This window comes from Spirosoma luteum DSM 19990 (assembly GCF_000374065.1).
GTDB lineage: Bacteria > Bacteroidota > Bacteroidia > Cytophagales > Spirosomataceae > Spirosoma > Spirosoma luteum.
The window spans coordinates 73,968-96,456 of sequence record NZ_KB893258.1; the positions used below are offsets into that span (position 1 = coordinate 73,968).

Genomic DNA, 22,489 nt, shown 5'->3' on the forward strand with positions numbered 1-22,489 from the left:
CAGACCGGTACCCCCGTACGCATGAAAAAGATAGTCCTCGTTCTGTCGCTGTTGGTTGCCGGTCTGCTGTTTACGCAGTTTGCCCGGCTACCAGCCGCTACGGGCCGGACTGACTTTACGCAGCGGGCGAATCTGGCCCTTCGGCGCACCGCGCATCACCTCCTGCGCGACGCCGGTGACACGACTTCCCGGATTCCGGCGGTGCAGCAGGTCGGTGCCGCTACATTCCTGTTTCGGCTGGATCACGCGCTCACCTATAAAAAGCTCCCCGCCCTATTACAGCAGTCACTGGCTCTGTATTCCCTCGACGATCCCTACGACGTCGCGGTTCTCGACTGCGCAGCAGGCACGGTACAGCTGGGCTACACCGTGACCGACCTGACTCAACAAAACGACGTACCCTGCGTAGGTCGCGACCAGCAAACAGGGTGCTACACCATCCGGGTTTCGTTTACCGGGCGGGCGTCTCAAAACCAGCCAACCATACCCTGGGGCCTATGGATAGCGGGTTTTGTCGTAGTCGGTGGTGCTTATGTACTCTGGCAGAGAAGCAATCGAACCACCCGCCCTCCGCTATCAATAGACCCGACACGGGCGGAATCCGTCCCGTCAATTCAGGTAGGCAACCTGACGTTCGACGCGCTTAACCAAACAGTTGAGGTTGCTGACCAATCCTATACGCTCACCTATCGGGAAGCTAAACTACTGCACCTGTTTCTTCGCCATCCGAATCAACTGTTGACCCGCGACTTTATCCTTAAATCAGTCTGGGAGGACGAAGGTATTATCGTAGGCCGCAGCGTCGACGTATTTATATCCCGGCTCCGCAAACACCTGAAACCCGACCCCAGCCTGCATATTGTCGCCGTCCATGGCGTGGGTTACCGGCTGGAGGTTCGTGGGTAATACCGTTCAAATCCTGCGTTTTCAGTGGATTTATACGCTATTGACTCTAGCGCGTCGGGGCAGTTCAGTTAGAGCAACACCCCAAATTACGTTGCTTCCCACTTTGACTTTATGATACGGGTTGCTTATCAACACTGGCTACATTTCAAGGGCATCATCACGCTTTTGAGGCTTATGAAACCAACCCCATCATTTTCGATTCATTGAGTAGGTTTGTATTGAGTAAGCTTATTATTAGGTAAGCCATACCGATTACAAAAGAACCCTCTTATGAATAGAAAACACGAATTCCTGTTGCCCGCTCTGACGTTTGTCCTGTTTGCCGGATTACAACTCGGTGGCCTTTCCGCTTCGGCACAGGGGCCAGGTCCGGGCTTGGGACAACGACCACCCCTGCCGCCCATACCCTTGAAGGGCGATACGACCCATACCTTATCCAACCACTTTACGCCAGCCTCAGCCGCTAAAAAAGCACCCGATGCAAAAGGGTTTATTCAGCGCTGGCTCGTGCTGGAACCCGTGAAGAAGGACATTGCCCGAAATAATATATTCACCGATAACTACCTCAGAACCGCTTTTTCAACCGATAATTTTTCCCCCGATTACACCACCGTTCCCAAAAATGGCGAAACGGTAAACGTAGGAAACCAGAGCCTGAAGTGGTATGCGTTGGACAGCAAGGCATTCAACGTCAATTTATACCACTTTGCGTACGCACTTAACCAGCCAAAATTCGGCATACTAGTGTGGCTGGTCACGGTTGTCAACTGCCCCGAAGAAATCAACAATGTCAGGCTGGCTGCCGGCTGTAACTCCGGCAGCATGTGGTGGCTGAATGGCCAGGAAGCGTTACTGCTTTCCGGTGACCGGGATATGATTGCGGATAACGGTACCTCAGCCCGGTTAACGCTCAAAAAGGGGAAGAACATCATCCGCGGGGCGGTAATAAACGGACCCGGAATGGCCAATTTCTGTGTTCGTTTTATCGATGAAAAAGGGGCACCCGTAAAGAACTTTGGTATTACCTATGAGTGAAAATTAGTAGTCTGTTCAAAGGAAGAAGTAGCCTGAAATCGAAGGTCGATGAAACGAGCCATGAGAAAAAATCTCTTCTACAGCAAGCTGATTGTTGAGGGCGAGTACCCTGTGGACGTTAAAACAAAGTAGCACTACATGAAACGAATGACCGTAACCTGCCTGACAACAGTATTCCTATTGATAACCCAAACGGTCGTGGCCCAGGTCGGAAGACCCTTCATCCATGACCCCTCAACCGTAGCTGAATGTGACGGCAAGTATTACACGTTCGGCACCGGTGGTGGCGGCTTGATTTCCAACGATGGCTGGACTTGGTACGGTGGCGGGGTGAGGCCGGGTGGTGGAGCGGCTCCGGATGTCATCAAACTGGGGGATCGTTACCTGGTAATCTACGGAGCAACCGGTGGTTCACCCAACCATAAAGGCGCTATTCTGACCATGTGGAACAAGACACTGGACCCAAAATCCCCTGATTTCAAGTACTCCGAACCGGTTGTGGTGGCTACGTCGGATGGCTATGAGGAGAATGATGCCATCGACCCTGGCGTTATGCTGGACCCCACTACCGGACGCCTTTGGTTAAGCTACGGCACCTATTTTGGCTTCACCCGCCTGATTGAATTAGACCCCAAAACGGGAAAACTCAAGGCCGGTAATAAACCCGTCGATGTCGCCATCGTATGCGAAGCCAGCACGTTAGTGTATCGGGACGGGTGGTACTACCTGCTGGCTACGCATGGCAGTTGCTGTGATGGGGCCAACTCGACCTATAATGTGGTGGTCGGCCGGTCAAAACAAATAACCGGCCCTTACCTCGATAATGTAGGAAGAAGCATGCTGGAAGGGGGCGGTAAACTGGTGGTGGCTACCCGGGGTGGGTTGATCGGCCCCGGGCATTTCGGCCATATTATGCTGGAGAAAGGGGTTGAAAAAATGTCCATCCATTACGAAGCTGATTTAGCGCAGGGTGGTCGCAGCGTATTGGGCATACTGCCGGTGGTCTGGAAGGCTGGATGGCCCGTTGCCGGAGAAAAGTTTAAAGAAGGCACGTATGAAATTGAGTCAGTCAGAAGGGGATATGGCCTGGAGTTGGCCGTTGATTTTACTCGAATGCCCGTTGCCCCCCGGCGATTTAGCCAGCCCGACAATGAACCCATAAAACCCGTTCCGGCCCAGCAATTAGCCGATGTACTGAAAAACTGGCCAACGGGTACGATTAAGTTGAGAATAGGCGACTACATGTCCCGTCCCCATCAACAGTGGACAATTACCGATGCGCCTGACACCACCGGGTATTTGGGCGGTCCCTATTATAGAATTGTACTGGCGGGAACAGATCGGGCCTTAGCGGCCACTGCCGATGCCGAAGTGATAACCGTACCGGCATTTACCGGCACCCCCGAACAGCTTTGGCGGATCGACCAATTGACCGACGGCACCTATCGGATAATGCCCAAAGTAGTGCCCAATTCAGGAAAGAAGCTGGCGCTGGTATCGTCCGGGGACAGCACACCGACACTGGCCGAATTTGATTTCAGCAGCGATAATGCCAAATGGAATTTCAGGGCCTACTGAGTATCGTCTTCATTAGGGCGAAAGATTCGTTGATCGAAAACAGCCGCTACCCGTAGCATTGGGCCAATTGGGCATCAGCCAGGGCTGGTATGCCCGCCCGGCTGTTCAACAAGGACTCAAAAACGGGTCGGATGATTAACTGTCTGTAAATAAAGCGGCTTAACGAACAAACGGACGATGTCAGGGAGTAGCCGTACAGGCCGTCACTTTGTACAGTTTACCGTTCGTTTTGGTGAAAAAATAGAGTGCTCCGTTGGGGCCTTCTCCGATTCGGAGGTCCGGTTTTTTACCCTGATTGATGGCTTTGAAGGAAGCTGGCTGGCCATCGATCTGGATAGCCAGTTCCGTAATGGTTGCCTGCTGTCCCTGCTTCAACTGCGTATTATCTACCAGGAACACCCGGCCATTAGCTACATCGCCAAACACGTATTTATTCCTGAGCAGGGGTATTGTCTTACCCGTATACACGTAACCGCCCGAAATAGCATTTCCCTCGTCGTGGTCATAAAAAGCAACCGGGTAGCGGTACGTACCGGGCTTTTCGGTCGCGGGCAGGGGATACACTTTATCCATTTTGGCCCGGTGGTTGATCCGGTACGTACCTTCGCGCTCGGGCCAGCCATAATCAGCACCTCTAACGGCCAGATTCAACTCTTCGGCGTTGGTTTGCCCAATATCAGTTACCAGTAGCTTGCCATCGGGCAGCCATGAGAAGCGGTTGGGGTTTCGGAAACCCCGGCAATAGATTTCACCCAACGATGAGGAATCCTTCGCGTAGGGATTATCGGCCGGAATACCGTACCGGCCATTCTTGCTGTTTCGGCCCAGTGGGTTGATTCTCAGTAATTTGCTCCAGATTTTACGCGTATTGTCACACAGGAAATAGTAGCCGTTTTCGGTGGCCCCTCCGTCGCCGATGCCGATATACAGGCAGCCGAAATCGGAGTTTCCCTGGGTAGCCAACGGGTTAAAGGCAATCTCCTGCATACCGTGGATGGGCGACACCACGTCTACCCGCATCAATTCCCTTGGCTTGCCCCTGAAAACAGTGGCTGAGGGGTCTTCCAGTTTCCATTCCGTTACTACCCATTGCATGGCTACCGGAATGGAATCGGCATAGGTAAAATCGGCCGGGGCCGTTCTGGCCTTTTCGGTGTGAGTCGTGTAAAGCAGACCGTTTTGGGCGAACAACGGATGAAACGCGAAGCTGCCAAACCCCGTACCCAAACCCGGTTTACTGATAAACTCCGGAAACTGCTCCCGCAAATCCAGGACAGTTTGCAGCGTTTTGTCCTGCATTCGGTACAAAATCCCCTGTAGGTCGGCGATGAATAGTTGCTGTTGGGCACCCTGCCGCAACACCCGCATAGTATTGATGCGGGCCACGGCCGGAGGGGTATTGGTAATGGGGGCGGTCGTGATTTCTTCCAGTATCAGGCGCAGGCCCGACGGACCAATCTTTTGCGGAACCGGGTCGTTGACGGCTGGTCCCAGCGTTTTGTCCCCGGCCGCTGTTGTGAGTTGCTTTCGATTTGCACCAATGTACTGAGTCAGAGCCTCCAGCTCGGTGTCGCTCAATTGACTGAAGGTAGGCATCATCAGCTTGTATTGCCGATACAATTGGTTGGCCCGCTTGTCACCGTCTTCAATGAGCAGAGGGGCGTTGCGGATGAACCGTTTCACCCAGGCTGGTGAAAAATCCGCGGGTATGTCGGCCAGATTGGGGCCAATGCCCGTTTGCGAAAAGTTATGACAGGTCGAACAGTTGGTCTGGAACAACTGCTTTCCCTGTGCCAGCAGGGGCGGCTGGTTCGATTTGTTCGTTGTAGCGGTCTGACTCGGGCTGGGTGTTTGGGCCATGAGCAGGTTGGCATAGCACAGGAGCAGCCCTATTAGATAAAAACAGCGGGTAACGGATGGGATCATAGAATTTTTTAGGGCCTTCGCCAGAAAAAAGCCCGGAGGGGCTGATTACGGAGTAAAGCCCGTTCACTCCGTTTTCTTTAGCGAATCTGTACTTATTTTATCGTCAACTCCTGTTCACAGTCCCTTTTGCAGACGGCTGAGCATCGCTTTACAGGCTGATATATAATGAGTAATCAACGTAAGGGTGGCCAGGTTGGTACAAAGACCCCTGTATCCTGTTGTTTTTGACCCCTTTTAGCTTTGGTAATCGGCCCTATATTTGTTGACCGCAAACCAGTAAACAACATGCAGAAAATCACGACATTCCTGACCTTCAACGATCAGGCCGAAGAAGCCGCAAAACTCTACACCTCCGTCTTTAAAAACGCAGAAATTACCCGGATAAGCCGCTACGGGGAGGGTGCCCCGGTCCCGCCCGGAAGCGCCATATCGGTCACTTTTCAAATCGATGGGCAGGAATTTATGGCCCTGAACGGTGGTCCTCACTTCAGCTTTGCCAATGGTATCTCGCTCTTTGTGACCTGCGAAACCCAGGCCGAAGTCGATGAGTATTGGGAGAAACTGACCGATGGAGGTCAGCCCGGTCCGTGTGGGTGGCTAAAAGATAAATTCGGCGTTTCCTGGCAAATTGTCCCCTCGGCATTGGGCAGACTGTTGGGAGATAAAGACCCGGAGAAAGCAAAACGGGTAATGCAGGCCATGCTGAAAATGTCCAAACTGGATATCCGCACGCTGGAAGAAGCCTAGCGGATGGCAGTGCCTCATTTCGATCAGTCGCTTAGAATAGCCTGGCTGGTCGAAATGAGGCCGCCATTACGCTACCTTTGGGGCATGGATTACTTTAAAAAGCTGCTCGACCTGCTTAAAGGGGAACGCGAAGAAGACCGCATCCAGTACCAGAAGCTTACCCAGTCGACCAGTATTGCCGAACGCCGGGTCAATGGGCTAGCCTGGTATCCCATCGCTATCCGGGGTTCCGAACTGGGCCGTGGTGATTACCTCACCGTCGAAGTGGAGCGGACTACCCATCCCGATATATCTCACCAGCTACGGTCCGGTATGCCCGCCGTGCTGTTCAGCAACCACGACCCCAAAACCGACCGGGTCGAAGGGACGATTTCTTTTCAGAATGGCAACCGGCTCAAACTTTCCCTGCTGACGGATGAACTGCCCGACTGGTCGCGGGATGGCAAGCTAGGTATCGAAATGCTGTTCGACGACAAAAGTTACGACGAGATGCAGGATGCATTGAAACTTGCCAATACCATCGCCGAAACCGGCAAGAATCGGCTGGTCAACATCCTGACCGGGCAGGCACCACCCACGTTTCACACCGAATTAGTTACCCCAACCATTCCCCGACTGAATGACAGCCAGAACCGGGCGGTCCATAAAATACTGACGGCCAATGAACTGGCGATTGTTCACGGCCCGCCGGGAACTGGCAAAACCACTACGCTGGTGCAGGCGATTAAAGCCCTGATAAAGCAGGACCACAAGCAGGTTCTGGTGGTGGCCCCCAGTAACACCGCCGTTGATTTGCTGAGTGAAAAGCTGCACGAAGAAGGACTGAACGTATTGCGGATAGGGAACCCCAGCCGCGTGTCGGAGCGACTGACCGCTCTGACACTGGACCATAAAATGAGTGAGCACCCCCAGATGCGCGAGGCCAAAAAGCTGAAAAAGCAGGCGGCCGAGTTCAAAAACATGGCCCATAAGTACAAGCGAAGTTTCGGTAAGGCCGAGCGCGACCAGCGGAAGGCTCTATTCGATGAAGCCCACCGGATCATGAAGGACGTTGGTAATACGGAACAGTACATCATCGACGATCTGATTAGCAAAGCACAGGTCATCACGGCGACGCTGGTGGGGTCGAATCAGTACATGGTGCGCAACCTGACGTTTCATACCGTTGTCATTGACGAAGCCGGGCAGGCACTGGAACCTGCCTGCTGGATACCCATCCTGAAAGCGCAGAAACTGGTGCTGGCGGGTGACCCGTTTCAGTTGTCGCCCACCATAAAATCAATGGAAGCGGCCCAGCAGGGGTTGAGCGTTACGCTGCTCGAAAAATGCATTGCGCTCCACCCCGAAGCGGTGAATCTGCTGGACGAGCAGTACCGGATGCACGAACAGATTATGGGGTATTCGTCGCGGGTGTTCTACGGTAATCTGTTGCGGGCGCACGCATCCGTCGCGACCCACGCGCTGTTTCCCGGCGACAGTGCCCTGTTGTTTATCGACACGGCCGGGTGTGGGTTCGACGAGAAACTGGAAGGAACCAGTTCCACTAATCCCGAAGAAGCGGCCCTGCTGGTCAAACACCTGACGCAGATGGTAACGGAATTAGGTGCACGCTACACCCCCGCCAACTTCCCGAGTATCGCCATCATTTCGCCGTATAAACAGCAACTGGCCGTGCTGAACGAGCAACTCAATCACACCCCCGAGATACAACCCTATCGGGCCAGTATGTCGTTGAACACCATCGACAGTTTTCAGGGGCAGGAACGCGACATCGTGTATATTTCCATGACCCGCAGCAATGACAGACAGGAAATTGGCTTTTTGTCGGAGATTCGTCGGATGAATGTCGCCATGACCCGGGCGCGCAAAAAACTGATCGTGATTGGTGATAGTGCTACACTGTCCAGCCTGCCGTTTTACACCGATTTTATCACCTACGCCGAAAGTCTGAACGCCTACCAGAGTGCCTGGGAATGGGCGTAAGGTCGATCCCCTCACTCATACCAACGCGTTTAGCACGCTCAAGCTAACGAGATGGTAGTTGGGTAGGCAAACCTTCGATGTCAAAAAGTGATTGCAATAATTTGTCGGCAGTGAGGAAAAGATTTCCCTTTTGAACCAGAGACAAAGCCGTTGACAGTTGAATAGCGCCCAACGTTCTAAGGCTCTTCTTTCCGTGTGTCAACAAGAGGATTCTTGCCTGTTCAACGATGATACTATCGAGGGATATAAACGTGTATTTTGCAAAATCAGACTCAAACAGGGCCAGCGTTGTCTGCGCTTCCAACTCAGTAACTTCTTTAGTCCGGACCTTCTTCCAGAATGTTGACGCAAATTCTACTTTAGTCAATTCCGAAAGGAAAATAGTCGTGATTTTTACGGTTGAGAAAAGAGATTCAAGGACTTAGGTATCAGATTCTTTGTGGTATAGCTTAATCAGTGAGGACGTATCCAGAAATAACCTCATACCGTTGCTCGTCTTTCTTCAACAACGGCTTCACTGAAAGAACCTTTGACATTTTCCAGGTTCTGTTGACTCTTTGAAAAAGAGAAGTCGGTAATCGAAAATCCTGTCTCAGAGGCCACTTCTACATCTTCCAAAAACGTGACGATAACTTTGACGGGATTATCCGTTGGATAATCCTTATCAAGTTTTACGTACCCATTCTGGTAAGTTCCTACAACGGCAACCATAATTTTATTGATTCAGGTTCTCACTGATTTTATCAAAGATACAAGAAATGCTCGATTGAGGCTATGCAATTCTATCGGTTATCAGGTTGACTAACGCACCAATTTTATCACTTACGCCGAAGGACTGAACGCATACCAGAGCGACCGGGAATGAGCGTAATCAGAGCCTGGCGATATTTCAGGCGTTAGGAGCAGTCGCTTACGGTAAATGTGCCGATATTGCCAAAGCAACGGTACGAGCTGCCTGAACCTGAAAAACCAGCACCCAAAACCCCCTATGTCTGAAAGTAATCCACTACCGGAATCCTCCCTTACACCAGACGAGCAGGACAAGCTTCGGGAGTTAACCGCCCAGAGCTGGAACCTCGAACTAGCCATTTCGGGCGTCGCCATGTTCGCCATTCTGCAATTGCCCGATCTGTTGGAGTCTGCGTTTGGCTACCTCCGGTATAACTACATGACCCATACCGATGGCGTAGCGGCCATGTTGCCGTCGCTGGCCTACAGCCTGATCCGGGCCACTTGTCACGTCCTGTTTGCGGCTTTTCTGGCCAATTTTGTGATGCGGGCGTTTTGGGTCGGGCTGGTGGGGTTACTGGCCGTTTTTCCGTCCGGCATCCGCTACGACCGTATTCCGTTTTCAACGCCCTACGCGCAACAACGCATGGCCGACGAACTTGGTCCGCTGGACCGTTATATTCTCTGGCTCGACAAACGGTGCAACATCGTGTTTGCCCTCGCCTTTCAGTTTGTATTTTTTCTGATCGTGGTAGCTGTACTCTATATGCTGGGGCTACTAATCTACTTAACTGTTCAACCCAATGTACCCGCCGACGTTTGGTTTGGGGTCAAAATTGCCCTGGGTACGCTGGTGGCTGTGTTCTACATAGCCATTATCGTGCTGAGTCAGAAGAAGATAAAAGAAACCCCCAGGGGCATTCAACTCAATTACCGGTTAACTAAGCTGATGCAATTGATGATGCTGGGTACGTACAGACACACGTCCTACGTCACCAACACGTTTTACAGCAACATCCGGCCCGGTAAGCTGTTTCAGACATTTGCACTATTTATGGTGGTGTTTTTTGTCACGTTTGTGCTCGAATACACCGCCGATATAGCCAAAAGCAATGGTCGGGCATCGCTATTTAACAGTCGTCATCTCTACGAGGCTCGTGTCGATAGTCTATATATTAGTCCTGCATCCTACGATAGCCAAAGGCAGGAAGATGCTTTCATCGATGTGGCTTCCATCCAGTCAGATATAATTAGGGAGCCCTACCTGCGGCTGTTCATTTCGTATCCCAAAGCCCTCGACACACTGCTCACACAAGTAGCTGCCAAACCCATCTGGAGCGATACACTGCCCAGAAAGGAGCGTCGCCGACTGTTTGCCACCTGGAGCCGACAGCAGATCCGTGACCTGATTCGTATCACCGTCAACGATTCGGTCTACACCCAGCCCGACCTTTTCTTTACCAAAGCCGGAACACAGGAGCAACGAGGCTGGCAGACGGTACTGGTTCCCGGTAACCTGAAAACGGGCAGTAACCTACTCCGTGTGTCTGTGCAGGACCCCCGAAAAAAAGAACCCGACGAACTGGTGACTATTCCGTTCTGGTACGTACCCGAGCCGTAGCCTACCCACCCGTGACTATAAATCCTTTTTCCTGGTTTTCAGAAGCGATACATCGTCTACATCTCCGTACCCCGCAACAACGACAGGCTTGCCGAACGTCACCCAGACAAACGGCATGGCGCTTACTGGCCAATGCTGGTTCGATACCATCAGGTATCAGCAAGTGCTGGAAGATGAACTATTGTTTGTGAGGTAACTAAAACACAGTTCATACCTTTACGGTCTATTTACGTAAATGTCTCAGTTTGTATGAAAGCCGTTGGATTCAACACCTCCTTACCCATTACCGATCAGCATAGTTTTATTGACGTCGACATTGAAAAACCAGTGCCCGCCGGATACGACCTGCTGGTGAAGATACAGGCGATTTCTGTCAATCCGGTCGATTACAAAGTCCGGCAGAATTCGGCTAAGGATACCGTGCTCGATGCCCCCAAAATCATTGGCTGGGATGCGGTTGGTATGGTAGAGCAGGTGGGCGAAAATGTAACCCTGTTCAAGGTTGGGGATGCCGTCTATTACGCTGGCGACATAACAAAATCGGGCAGCTACGCCGAATACCAGGTTATCGACGAACGGCTGGTCGGTAAGAAACCGGCTAACCTATCGCTCGAAGAGTCAGCCGGTATTCCGCTGGTTGCCCTGACGGCCTGGGAGATATTCTTCGACCGGATGCGGCTGAGTCCCGAACGGGATGCGGGTAAGACGATCCTCATCATTGGTGGTGCTGGTGGGGTTGGCTCGATAGCGATTCAGCTCGCTAAAAAATTGCTGGGCCTCCGGGTCATTACAACAGCATCGCGCCCCGAAACAACGGACTGGTGTCTTAAAATGGGTGCCGATAGGGTGGTGAACCATAAAGATTTAGTGAATGAAATCCGGCAGCAGGGTGTGCAGCACGTCGACTACATTGTGGACTTTGTGGATACCAACGGGTACTGGGATGCTATGACCGAACTGATCAAACCGCAGGGGCACATTGCCTCCATTACGGGCAGTGCCGAGCCGGTTGTACTGAACAAGTTGAAAAGCAAAAGCGTAACGTTTTCCTGGGAGCTGATGTTTACCCGGTCCTCGTACCAGACCGATGACATGATTGAACAGCACCGCATCCTGAACCGCGTCGCTGCGTTGTACGATTCGGGTACACTGATTCCGATAGTGAATAAGGTGTTGAATGGCCTGTCGGCCGACACGGTCAAGAGTGCGCACACGCAACTGGAGTCCGGGACAACTATCGGTAAACTGGTTATTGTGTTTTGACGGAGGCATTCTGTATGGGTTATCCCGCCGACCGCTGAGGGTGTTTTTGGACGTTACTTCAGTCCTGATGATGGGCTACATAAATCGCTACCAGATGCTCGAATTGGCTAAGGTATGCGTGAACAGTCGCCCGCATATCGTTGGGCTTCTGACTTCTTTTCTGCAAATCCGGGTAACTTATGTCGGAGTTATTTTGCCCAACATGATGGACACCGTATGCCAGCAACTTCCTAAGCAGCAGAAAAACCGTGTTCCAGTCCGGGAACTCCTGATCGAGACCCGGCAACTGCTTTTGGGTTTCTCCGGATTTAACCCTGTCAATATAGCGTCTGATTACGTCGACCTCCGGTTGACTAGATTCTATTGTCATAGACTGGCGGTTTCAGCCGTTAAAAATTACGTTAGGTGCCGTTTCTTAAACTGTAGCGGATTTTCACCGGTAACGCGCCGGAATATTTTGTTGAAATACGACATACTTTCGAACCCGCAGGCGAAACAGGCTTCGGATACGGTGTGATCCAGCAGTAGCAGTTTTTGCGCCTGATTGATGCGGTACTGGTTCAAAAACTGGGTAAACGTCAGGTGAGTCATTCGTTTGAAGTAGCGGCAGAAAGCAGCTTCTGTCAGGCTGGCTAAGGCAGCTACTTCGGTAATGTCAATCTTGCGGGCGTACTGCTCCGCGATAAACTGATTGACCCGCTTTAACCGCTGCTGCTCTTTCAGGTTGTACGCGCTGGCTACGGCCTGCCCATGAAGGGAGGTGTACTCGGTACTGACCGCGAGTTGCTGGAAAATGTTCAACAGCAGGAGTAGTCGCTCGAAGGCGGGCAGGTCGGCTAACTGACTGAGTTTTTCGCCCACCCGCTGTTTAGTCTCTCCGTGAAACGATACCCCTGACCGCGCCCGGTCAAACAGGGCGCAGATGGCTGTGAATTCGGGCGCCTGCCAGAATGTTTCGCCCAGAAAGGTTTCTTTCAGCTGCACCACCACCTCCCGGTGGTCGGTGGTTACGCCGTAATCGAAGTTGAGGTGGGGCACGTTGGGACCAATAAAAACCAGGTCGCTGCCCTCATAGCGCGAAATATGGTTACCCACGTGGCGGGTGCCGCTGGCGCCCTCGATGAACACAATTTCGTATTCGGGATGGTAGTGCCACAGGAAAACATCACTCAGCCGGGGTGTAACCAGCAGGTGAAACGAACTATCGGCATCCGGGCTTATTTGTTCCAGCGCACTCTTCATACAGCAGACGATTTTGCCATAAAATGGCCTGGTAAGTGTCGAAACAGGATAACAAGAGCAATATAGTGCAAAAAATGGCCAGTTTTGTCGTAACAGCTACCCTGCCGGTAAACTACCTTTGTTACAACAAAATCACGTCTAAACACTATTGACATGGAAGCAACGCCAGCCACAATAACACCTACAATGGCTCAAAGCATGGCCCCTACTAATGCGCATAAAGACATTCCGGGCAACCCATCAACGGCGACCAGCAGTAAACTAAGCCTCAGCGACCGTAGTGGAAACGACGCCGACCAGCCCTTGCGGGTGCTGTCGGAAGCCGACTGGAAATTCTGGAAAGAAAACGGGTATATCGTCATCAAACAGGCCGTTCCCCGCCAACAGGCTGAGCGGCTGGCTAATTTCCTATGGGAATTTGAGGAAAAAGATCCCAATGACAACACCACCTGGTACGCACCACCCCGTGCCGAGATGAAAATGAAAGAACTGGCCGGTACCGGTATGGTCGAACTGTACAATCACCAGTACGAGTGGGATAACCGGCAGACGCAGCGGGTCTACGATGCGTTTGTCGATGTATGGGGTACCGAAAAGCTCTGGGTCACCATCGACCGGGCCAATCTGAACCTGCCGTTGCGCCCTGAAGACACCTTTAAGGGTTTTATTCACTGGGATTACGACCCCGAAACCCGGCCGCAAAACGTGCAGGGCGTACTGGCCCTGGCCGATCAGAACGACGAAAACATGGGCGGCTTTCAGTGCATTCCTGAACTTTACCGCACTTACGATACCTGGAAACTTTCCCAGCCCGAAGACCGTAATCACTTCAAACCCGACGTTACAGGCTTGGAAGACAAGCTGGTAAAGGTAAAAATGGATGCGGGCGACCTGTTGATTTTTAACAGCACTCAGCCCCACGGCATCCGGCCCAACCGTTCCGGCAATAAGGTGCGGATAGCGCAATATATTTCCATGATGCCCGCCGAAGAAGATAACGAAGCCCTGCGGCAGTGGCGCATTACCTCCTGGCGCGACCGGGTAGCCCCAGAAGGGTATGCTTTCCCCGGCGACCCGCGTAACTGGGAACGGGACCGCCACCAAACCGCTGAGCTGAACGAACTGGGCCGTAAACTCCTCGGTCTCGACTCGTGGGAGGAGTAGGGGATGAGTTGGTAGAAAAAACGGTTTGTGCACAGAAGGATGTTTAAGCCCCTTTCATAGCTTTGCTCCATGAACGCAACACTTGAGGACGATATGGCGCGGCTGGCGCTTCAGGAAGAACAGCTACAGTTCGATTCTTTTTCGGCCGATACGGCCTGGCAACTGGGCATGCGCCTGAAAGAAGCGGTTGAAACCCGCGGCAAAGCGGCCGCCATTGAGATTCAACTAACGGATTTTCCTTTGTTCTTCTACGCCATGCCGGGCACAACGCCGGACAATGGCGACTGGATTCGGCGGAAGCGCAACGTGGTGCAACGGTTCCACCGAAGTTCCTATGCCATGCGGATGGAGTTACGAAAAAAAGGAGTAACACTCACCGAGCAGTCGGGCCTTTCGTTACGGGACCACGCCACGGCGGGCGGTTGTTTCCCGATTCTATTGCGCGGCACGGGTTGCATCGGCACCATCGCGGTATCCGGTCTGCCCATGCGCGATGACCATAACGTTATTGTTGAGGTGCTGGCCAACTGGCTTAACTGCTCGTTGAGTGAACTGACTCTTGGACCAGCAGATAACATGGACGATTGATTACAGTAAATGAAAGAAGGATAAGCCGGTACTAAGGTTCGGGTAATAGTCACCAGTTGGTGTAAAGGGTAATATTGTGACTTCGTAACGACTGTAACGCTACCCTTTAATCTTACCTTCTGCGGCTTACCCGTCAGTAACACGCGGTCTGACGGACTGGTAACACAAAAAGCCCGCCACCATCGAATGCATTCGATGGTGGCGGGTCAAAAAATTGGTTCTTTGGTTTTGCTATTTCTAGTTGAACTTTAGAGCGTCCTCAGCGTCATTTATTCCCGACTTTGCAGCCGCAGCCGTCTCATCAACCGATTGGTTGTAGTCCGTTTTGGCTTGTTCGCGGTTGTAATCAAATGTGTCCTGTGAATCGTCCTTATACGTATCAAACGTCTGTTCCGCTTTATCAGCGTACTGGTTCACTTTATTTTCGGCTTTGCCCGTAAAGTGGTCGATTTGGGTTTTCACCTGGTTCAAACCGTCTTCCCACTGGTTCTGCAAATCATTGGCGCCTTTCGTCAATTTATCACGTGTGTCTTTACCGCTGCGGGGGGCTGTCAGGTAGCCGATAGCCAAACCTGTTAATACTCCTTTTAAAAAGCTCATAATGGTATATCTTTTAATTCGTCCTGGGATTACTTACTAACAAGGGAAAACTATGCCATAATGTTGTACGAATTATCAGCAAATTGACTATCAGTGAATTATAGTTTATGCAGACATTTATGTCCAATAAATAAACCCCCGTGGTGGGTACTTTTTTCTACAAGTTAGGGGCCATTCGTAGGCGTGAATCGAAACAAAAGGCCGCTATGTACCCATAGCGGCTCGATGAAACTTCGGTAAAGAATAACCGATTAACGATTCTCTGAAATCACTTCCCGGATATCGTCAATTATTTTTCTGGCCAGATAATCAGCCGTGGCGAGGGTATCCGATTCGGAGTATATCCGGATAATGGGTTCCGTGTTCGATTTCCGAAGGTGTACCCATTCTTTGTCGAACTCAATCTTAACGCCGTCAATGGTGTTGATTGGATTGCGGGCGTATTTGGTTTGAATCCGTCCCAGAACGGCATCTACGTCGATATCGGCGGTCAGCTCAATTTTGTTTTTGGAGATGTAGTAGTTAGGATAGGTCCGGCGGAGCATGGACGCTGAGCGTCCCGATTTGGCCAGGTGGGTGAGGAACAGGGCAATTCCTACTAGTGCATCGCGGCCGTGGTGCAGATCGGGGTAAATAATACCACCGTTTCCTTCACCACCGATTACCGCCTGGTTTGCCTTCATCATCTCAACCACGTTGACCTCCCCCACGGCGGAGGCAAAATGCTGCCCACCGTATCGTTGGGTCACATCGCGCAGCGCAACGGTACTCGACATGTTCGAAACGCTGTTGCCCGGTAACTCGCCAATGGCCGACCGGTGTTTGAGTACATAATCAGCTACCGCAACCAGGGTATATTCTTCACCAAAGGGAGAACCATCTTCACAAATGAGGGCTAACCGATCCACATCCGGATCTACCACAATACCCAGGTCGGCGTTGCCTTTCTGCATTTCCTTGATAATATCGCGCAGATTTTCGGGTAGTGGCTCGGGGTTGTGGGCAAAATCACCCGTCGGTTCACAGTGGAGTTTTGAGATTTTTTCTACCCCCAGTGCTTCCAGCAGAAGCGGCACGGCAATGCCTCCGGTTGAATTAACGGCATCAACCACGAGCCGGAAGTTTCGCCCGGCAATTGCGTCGCGGTCAACCAGCGGTAGATCCAGGATCAGGTCGATATGTTTCTGTAGCCAGGTGGCGTCGGTCCGGTATTGCCCCAGTTTACGTACCTCCACAAAGTCGAAAGATTCAGCTTCGGCAATTGCCAGTACATCGGCACCGTCCTGCGCCGAGATAAACTCGCCGGTTTCGTTGAGTAGTTTAAGGGCGTTCCATTGGATAGGATTGTGGCTGGCGGTCAGAATAATTCCCCCGGCTGCTCCTTCGCCCGTTACGGCCAGCTCCACCGTTGGCGTTGTCGATAAGCCTAAATCGATAACGTTCAACCCAAGGCTCTGTAGCGTGGCGGCTACCAGTTTGGATACCATTTCGCCCGACAAACGGCCATCCCGCCCAATTACAACGGTTTGTCGATCAGGGTTTTGTTGCCTGAGCCATTGGCCAAAGGCGGCTGTATACTTAACAACATCCGGGGGTGTCAGCCCGTTTCCGCTGCGCCCCCCAATCGTTCCTCTAATCCCCGAAATAGACTTAATTAATGCCACGTGCTGGGTTCAATAAATACGTTAGATATGGTTACAAAGATAGGAAATAGTGGCGGTAAGCAGCAGAAAGCTTTGCTAGTTCACTAATGCTATAGATGTACTGACTGATGGCGTTCTGCCCAGCCCAATCCTGCCCAGCAGGAAAGCTCTTTATGCTTGTATTTTTTATAGCCCTCCCTGCTGGGGGATGGTTGGATGGGAGTCTTTTACCAGCGTATAACCTAATCAGTCAACACGCTATAGACGTTATAGAAACGTTAGTTCTGAGCGCAGAACGGACTTCGCCTGGCCCGTAAACATACCGCTGATGGGCGCGACCAGATCGGGCTTACCCGTTGACGCCAGGAAAATGTGCCGGTTAACCACCACCGACCCTTCTGTGGGATCGAAGCCCCGCCAGCCGGCACCGGGCAGGTATACTTCTGCCCAGGCGTGAAGTTCATGCTCCTGCTGAGGATTGCCGAACAGGTAGCCACTCACAAAGCGGGACGCGATACCCAGGCTACGGCAGGCGGCAATAAACAGCGTTGCATAGTCGCGACAGGAGCCTTTCCGCTGGCTCAGCGTCTGTTCGGGCGGAAAAGCCGCCCCCTCTTCCCGGATCTCGTAAGTAAACTCCCGAATCGTTTGGTTGAGCGACGTTAAAAAAGAAGTTGTCTGCCACCCCGACCCGGCTGCCAGCCGCCGTGCCCAGGTTTCTATGTGCTCCGATATATCCTCCCGCTCCAGGTAGGGGCGAAGCAGGGACTCAACTTCCTTTGGATACCGGAACGGCACGGTTTGCGTTTCAAAGGGAAATAAAACAAAATCAAACGAGTTAAACTCTTCCGAATAGAGTTCAATCTCGACGCAGACTTTCAGGTAGCGTGTCGGCTGACTGAAATACACCAGTTGCTGTACGTTGCCCTCAACGTCAATGTTCCGTACAATCTGGGTAGGCTGCGGGTCAATGGATAATTTGTAATCCAGCAACCGCTGGTAAGGATACATGCGCGGATACAGGTAAAGCGTTTGCGGCCCCAGAGCCACTGGCATATCATACGTGTATTCAGATTCGTGCCGAACGTGGAGGTTCATGTAACTGATGACCGGGTCGCCGGTGCGATTATAAATGAAAGAATGATGACCAGGTCGCCGGTCATCATTCTTTCACCGCTTTTACTTTTTCAAAGATGGGGTCCATCCAGGTGGCGGGAAGTTTTCGTACCGAGTTGCTCAGCAGTGCACTCCATTGATGCGACACCTCGTCCATGTCTTCTTTCTCAAGCCGATATTCGGTCATGTGGAAGCTATCTTTCGGATAAATCACAACATCCAGCGGGTAATCGACATCGCTGGCACTAACCCGGGTGGCATCGAAGGCGAGAAAGCCGATTTTGAGTGCTTCCTGTAAACTGGATTCGTACGACAGGTTTCGGAACAGGAGTGGTTTGCCGTAGCCGGAGTTGCCAATAATCTTGAACGGTGATCCCTGGTCCACCTCCACCCAGTTGCCTTCGGGGTAAAGCATGTACAGTTTATGTTCCGTATCATCCTCAAGCTGGCCACCGACAATGGCGTGCAGGTTGAAGTTCAATCCGTTAGCAATAATAGACGATTTGTCTTCCTGAGCAACACGTTTTACCTGCTCGCCAAACGCGTTGACAGCTTTATACAGTTTATTGAATGAACGGTCCTGTTCGGTAAGCACTTCACTAAAGTAGGTGATGGCCTTGTCCCGGACGGAACGTAAACCCGAGGTCATAATAAACAGCGAATGATTCTCAACTTCGTGAACCGAAATCTTTCGGTTCGACGAAACTTCTGTGCCGGAAGTTAACCGTCTATCGGCGATGGCAACCAGGCCCGAAGCAACTTTAACGCCTAAACAATATGTCATTCGATACAGAGGGTAATGCAGGAGCAGCACATTAGTGCAGGAGAGAATGCCTCCAGATACTATGCCAGACAAATATACAGATTGCCCCCGCTTTTGTTTGATTTGCTACTCGTTTCTCCGAAAAATGATATTGCGTATTGCTAAGTTCCTGTTAAGCGTTAGCTACAGAAGACCGGTGGTAAGCCCCAAAATCGGGCATCTGATACACTCGCAACAAAGAAGACTACTTGTACCGGCACTCATCAGTTGGCCGACCCAGAAAAGGCGCCCGTAAAAAGTAGCCAGGCAGGGCCATACCCGTACATTGGTTGGGTCTCGAACGAGTGTTGAGTCAACCGGTCAGAAAGGTATTTTGGCAACGAAAGGTTTGTTTTTGGGAAACCTTTGTGTTACTTTGGCAAGTAGATGGTGATCATTTCCTATACATTGTGTTTCGATGAACTTTGACGACGAGGACGACGACGACAACTTCCTGGACTGGGATGGCTTCGATGAGGATTACGATCCTGAGGAAGCCCGTGCCGAAATGGAGGCCGAAAACCGGCGCATTAAAAATTTGCCAATCCTCCGGAAGGCGAACGAATTGATGGAACTAACGCAGGCCATCGTTGAAACCATCAATAAAGAAGAGGATGTGCTGATGATGCACGAACAGATGCTGGCCAATGCCATGATGCTGCCACCGAAAATTGTTGGTGCAGAAGGGGGTGACTTATATACCCTGCGGATGGAAAATGCCGTCATCATAAAGATGCACGCCCGCGAACTACTCGCCCAAACGTCCTATTGTAAAGCGGAGAAACTGACGGCCACGGCCTATCTGAACGTACTCCGTGAGGAGATAGAGCAATTCCGGCTCTTATTTGTTGAGTGGGTCAATAGCTTTGATAAAGATAACGACGCCCCCGACGACTGGGGACTCTTCTACTAATCTGCTCAGCTACCTCTTCCTTCCGGATAAAAAAGTCCACTGGTGCCAGCCATCACTTCCGCACGATAAATTGATGGTTCGTATCGCTATAATACTATGCCGGCGGTGTCTGTTTCGTACCTGAACAGACTATCTTTGTTTGTGGGCTATGACCGTCACCTGCCTGATATGAGAAAAACTTTACCCTCTTTTTACCTGTTGGCCGTACTGCGTAACAGAAGCTTTACCTTTATTTTTATTGGGTTGCTCATTAGCTGGGGGCGGGCCTACGCTTCCATTCCGCAATCGGCCGCTGCCCCTGCGGCCCTAACGCTTGTAGTCAGCACGGCAACTGTTTGCGCCGGAACAAGTGCTACACTCACCGCTTCCGGTTGCCCTGCGGGCGGTACACTGCGCTGGTCAACTACTCAAACCGGGAGTGTCATTAGCGTAGCACCAAAACAAACGACTTCGTACACGGCCATCTGCGAGGTAACCAGTACAACGGTCGTTAGCACAACGGCTGCCAGTTCGACCGCTACGAGTACAACGGCCATTGTAACAACTGTTACGGCAACTACCGCAACGGCTACAGTAAGGGTTATTCCACCGATTGTGGCGAAACTGGATACGATTCCTCCTATGTGCAATGGTACTAAAGACGGAATGGTCGTTATCAATGCCAGTGGGGGAGCGGGTGTTTTGCAATATCAGTTTAATGGTCAGCCTTTTCAGACAATAAACACATTTGGGGCTTTGCGTGCGGGTACATACCCCATCGTGGTTAAAGATACGGCGGGTTGCCTGCTTCAAACGAGCGTTAATCTAACGCAGCCCCCAGCCTTATCAGCCAGTGTTACGGTTGTTAATACAAAATGCGTTGGCGGCTCAGATGGAGCTATTTCCGTCGTAGCGTCGGGAGGGTCAGGTAACTATCGGTATTCACTTGATAATGTTACGGGACAGCAGACCGATGGGATTTTCCAGAATTTGAAAGCTGAAACCGAGTATACACTTATTGTTTCTGATAAGCATACCTGTGTGCTGTATAAATCCATAACCGTTGGGCAAGCTACTCCCTTTACCATCAAATTAACTCCTCAGCTAACCCGCTGTGTTGGCTCGGCTGACGGGAGCGTGGCCATTTCTGTTTCTGGCGGGTCGGGTGCGTATCAATACAAGCTGGGCAATGGGCCGTTTCAGACGGGTGCACAATTTACCGGCCTGGCTGCCGGTACCTACGAGTTTACCGTTCTCGATAATATTGGATGCCAGGGAAAGCAGAGTACAACAATTGGGCAGCCAACTCCCCTGGTGCTGACGGCTTCGACCACACCCGTCACCTGTCTGGGACCTACTACCGGCTCAATTAAAGTTGGCTCTACCGGCGGTACGGGGGCATTGACCTATCAGATTTCGGGGCAGACGCTCCAGGGGGCTGCGGTATTCAGTGGTGTTGCCGTGGGTACCTATACGATTGTGGGGACGGATGCCAACGGGTGTACGAGTCTCGCGTCGGCAACGGTTGGTAAAGTAAATCCGGTAAAGGTACAGGCTAGTTCCCTACCGGCAGCCTGTTGTTCGTGTGCTACCGGAGTCGTTAGCCTGACCGCTACCGGGGGAACGGGAACGGGTCTCCAGTTTCAGGTAATTGGCCGACCCCTGCAGGCGGACAGTCAAATCGGTCAACTGACACCCAACACGTACCGGTTGCGGGTGGTGGATGATGGCGGTTGCAGCGACTCGACCACTGCCGTTGTGATAAACCAGAATCCACTGAGTCTTTCGGTTGGTACCGTCAATAATATTTCCTGTACAGGAGGGTTAGATGGTGAGGCAACTGTTTTGGTAAAAGGGGGTACAAAACCATTTACCTACTACTGGCAGACGGAGCGGCAGGATACCCTCAAAAATTACGCGGCCAAACAGACGGCTATACCCGAGGGAACCTATACGGTAAGTGTGCGGGATAGTAACCGCTGTACGGCACCAACGGTGTTCGTTACGATAAAATCCCTGAACCCGGTGCCACCCAGGCCGGTTGTAACTGCAGTGGGAAACAGTACTTTAACGGTCAACCAAACGACGGGTATCCAGTGGTACGTTCAAACGGGTGCCAGTCCCGGCACACCGGTCCCCAATGCTACAGGTCCAGCGCTTGTGCCCTTCGCCAGTGGGCAATACTACGTTGTTACCACCGCCAACGGGTGCGCGTCGCTCCCATCCGAGGCCCTGAATTTTGTCCTGACTGCTCTCAACGAACCCGTTCAGTCACTATCGGTGCGGGTAGTGCCCAACCCGATTACCGACCGCCTGCGGCTTGAAATCGAACAGCCCGAACGGTCGACTGTGCAGGTTGAGATGCTGGATGTGTCGGGTCGGGTAGTTCGGCAGTTTCAGCTACCGGCTTTCACGGGTAAAAAGCAGGCCGAATGGCCGCTCAACGGCGTTCCGACAGGCACTTATCTGCTGAAGATAGCGACCGGGTCCCGACAGTCGGTGTTGCGGGTAGGGGTGGAGTAATGGCTGAAACTAAGCAAACACTTCATCAGTGTGGTATACCTGAGACTGGTTGTCAGACCGTGAGTAGGTCAGGTACGGATACCCCTATTTCAGACCACCAAACTCTATAATCTGAGTCAGGTCCGGTATGC

Annotated in this window: 20 protein-coding genes; 11 read left to right on the plus strand and 9 right to left on the minus strand. The window is 51.9% G+C overall.

Features of this window, described 5'->3' with window-relative positions:
* Positions 1 to 21 precede the first annotated feature (21 nt).
* From B156_RS0114540 to B156_RS0114550, 3 genes are all read left to right on the plus strand, one after another.
* Positions 22 to 906 carry a winged helix-turn-helix domain-containing protein gene (locus B156_RS0114540; protein WP_018620472.1) on the plus strand — a complete coding sequence of 295 codons (885 nt, stop codon included), beginning with the start codon at positions 22 to 24 and terminating at the stop codon, positions 904 to 906.
* A gap of 270 nt (positions 907 to 1,176) precedes the next feature.
* Positions 1,177 to 1,941 (plus strand): hypothetical protein, encoded by a 765-nt coding sequence (locus tag B156_RS0114545; protein WP_018620473.1) that lies wholly within the window; start codon positions 1,177 to 1,179, stop codon positions 1,939 to 1,941.
* 138 nt (positions 1,942 to 2,079) lie between these two features.
* Positions 2,080 to 3,519, plus strand: coding sequence for a family 43 glycosylhydrolase (locus tag B156_RS0114550; protein WP_018620474.1), 1,440 nt, complete (start codon positions 2,080 to 2,082; stop codon positions 3,517 to 3,519).
* A 180-nt stretch (positions 3,520 to 3,699) separates the two neighbouring features.
* Here B156_RS0114550 and B156_RS0114555 read toward each other — a convergent pair whose 3' ends face one another.
* Positions 3,700 to 5,445: a PQQ-dependent sugar dehydrogenase gene (locus tag B156_RS0114555; RefSeq protein WP_018620475.1), complete on the minus strand. Its 1,746-nt coding sequence runs from the start codon at positions 5,443 to 5,445 to the stop codon at positions 3,700 to 3,702.
* A gap of 285 nt (positions 5,446 to 5,730) precedes the next feature.
* Between B156_RS0114555 and B156_RS0114560 the strand changes: the two genes are divergently transcribed.
* A complete protein-coding gene (locus B156_RS0114560; protein WP_018620476.1) occupies positions 5,731 to 6,192 on the plus strand; it encodes a VOC family protein in 462 nt (153 codons plus the stop codon).
* Between the two features lie 84 nt (positions 6,193 to 6,276).
* Entirely contained in the window at positions 6,277 to 8,175 is a 1,899-nt protein-coding gene (locus tag B156_RS0114565) for an AAA domain-containing protein (RefSeq protein ID WP_018620477.1), read from the plus strand.
* Positions 8,176 to 8,218: 43 nt separating this feature from the next.
* Here the strand turns inward: B156_RS0114565 and B156_RS0114570 are convergent, their stop codons facing one another.
* Positions 8,219 to 8,542, minus strand: coding sequence for a type II toxin-antitoxin system VapC family toxin (locus B156_RS0114570; protein WP_018620478.1), 324 nt, complete (start codon positions 8,540 to 8,542; stop codon positions 8,219 to 8,221).
* 113 nt (positions 8,543 to 8,655) lie between these two features.
* A complete protein-coding gene (locus B156_RS0114575) occupies positions 8,656 to 8,886 on the minus strand; it encodes a hypothetical protein (protein WP_018620479.1) in 231 nt (76 codons plus the stop codon).
* A 277-nt stretch (positions 8,887 to 9,163) separates the two neighbouring features.
* On the opposite strand from B156_RS0114575, the gene B156_RS0114580 reads away from it, so the two are divergent.
* Together B156_RS0114580 and B156_RS0114590 are read left to right on the plus strand one after the other, a co-directional pair.
* Entirely contained in the window at positions 9,164 to 10,525 is a 1,362-nt protein-coding gene (locus tag B156_RS0114580) for a hypothetical protein (RefSeq protein ID WP_018620480.1), read from the plus strand.
* Positions 10,526 to 10,774: 249 nt separating this feature from the next.
* Complete coding sequence (locus B156_RS0114590) at positions 10,775 to 11,788, plus strand: zinc-binding alcohol dehydrogenase family protein (RefSeq protein ID WP_018620482.1); 1,014 nt, start codon at positions 10,775 to 10,777, stop codon at positions 11,786 to 11,788.
* 58 nt (positions 11,789 to 11,846) lie between these two features.
* Here B156_RS0114590 and B156_RS0114595 read toward each other — a convergent pair whose 3' ends face one another.
* Positions 11,847 to 12,158, minus strand: coding sequence for a hypothetical protein (locus tag B156_RS0114595; RefSeq protein ID WP_018620483.1), 312 nt, complete (start codon positions 12,156 to 12,158; stop codon positions 11,847 to 11,849).
* A 26-nt stretch (positions 12,159 to 12,184) separates the two neighbouring features.
* Positions 12,185 to 13,030: an AraC family transcriptional regulator gene (locus tag B156_RS0114600; protein ID WP_018620484.1), complete on the minus strand. Its 846-nt coding sequence runs from the start codon at positions 13,028 to 13,030 to the stop codon at positions 12,185 to 12,187.
* 153 nt (positions 13,031 to 13,183) lie between these two features.
* Here B156_RS0114600 and B156_RS0114605 point away from each other — a divergent pair, with 153 nt between their 5' ends.
* Positions 13,184 to 14,194 carry a phytanoyl-CoA dioxygenase family protein gene (locus B156_RS0114605; protein ID WP_018620485.1) on the plus strand — a complete coding sequence of 337 codons (1,011 nt, stop codon included), beginning with the start codon at positions 13,184 to 13,186 and terminating at the stop codon, positions 14,192 to 14,194.
* A 69-nt stretch (positions 14,195 to 14,263) separates the two neighbouring features.
* A complete protein-coding gene (locus B156_RS0114610; RefSeq protein WP_018620486.1) occupies positions 14,264 to 14,782 on the plus strand; it encodes a heme-degrading domain-containing protein in 519 nt (172 codons plus the stop codon).
* Positions 14,783 to 15,019: 237 nt separating this feature from the next.
* On the opposite strand, the gene B156_RS0114615 is transcribed toward B156_RS0114610, so the two are convergent.
* From B156_RS0114615 to B156_RS0114630, 4 genes are all read right to left on the minus strand, one after another.
* Positions 15,020 to 15,382: a YtxH domain-containing protein gene (locus tag B156_RS0114615; RefSeq protein ID WP_018620487.1), complete on the minus strand. Its 363-nt coding sequence runs from the start codon at positions 15,380 to 15,382 to the stop codon at positions 15,020 to 15,022.
* 251 nt (positions 15,383 to 15,633) lie between these two features.
* Complete coding sequence (gene glmM / locus B156_RS0114620; protein ID WP_018620488.1) at positions 15,634 to 17,046, minus strand: phosphoglucosamine mutase; 1,413 nt, start codon at positions 17,044 to 17,046, stop codon at positions 15,634 to 15,636.
* A gap of 246 nt (positions 17,047 to 17,292) precedes the next feature.
* Positions 17,293 to 18,123, minus strand: coding sequence for a transglutaminase family protein (locus B156_RS0114625; protein ID WP_018620489.1), 831 nt, complete (start codon positions 18,121 to 18,123; stop codon positions 17,293 to 17,295).
* A gap of 64 nt (positions 18,124 to 18,187) precedes the next feature.
* Complete coding sequence (locus B156_RS0114630) at positions 18,188 to 18,925, minus strand: proteasome-type protease (protein ID WP_018620490.1); 738 nt, start codon at positions 18,923 to 18,925, stop codon at positions 18,188 to 18,190.
* A 436-nt stretch (positions 18,926 to 19,361) separates the two neighbouring features.
* Here B156_RS0114630 and B156_RS0114635 point away from each other — a divergent pair, with 436 nt between their 5' ends.
* Both B156_RS0114635 and B156_RS0114640 read left to right on the plus strand, forming a co-directional pair.
* Positions 19,362 to 19,856: a hypothetical protein gene (locus B156_RS0114635; protein WP_018620491.1), complete on the plus strand. Its 495-nt coding sequence runs from the start codon at positions 19,362 to 19,364 to the stop codon at positions 19,854 to 19,856.
* Positions 19,857 to 20,024: 168 nt separating this feature from the next.
* Positions 20,025 to 22,358 (plus strand): T9SS type A sorting domain-containing protein, encoded by a 2,334-nt coding sequence (locus B156_RS0114640; RefSeq protein WP_245563746.1) that lies wholly within the window; start codon positions 20,025 to 20,027, stop codon positions 22,356 to 22,358.
* The last annotated feature ends 131 nt before the right edge of the window (positions 22,359 to 22,489 follow it).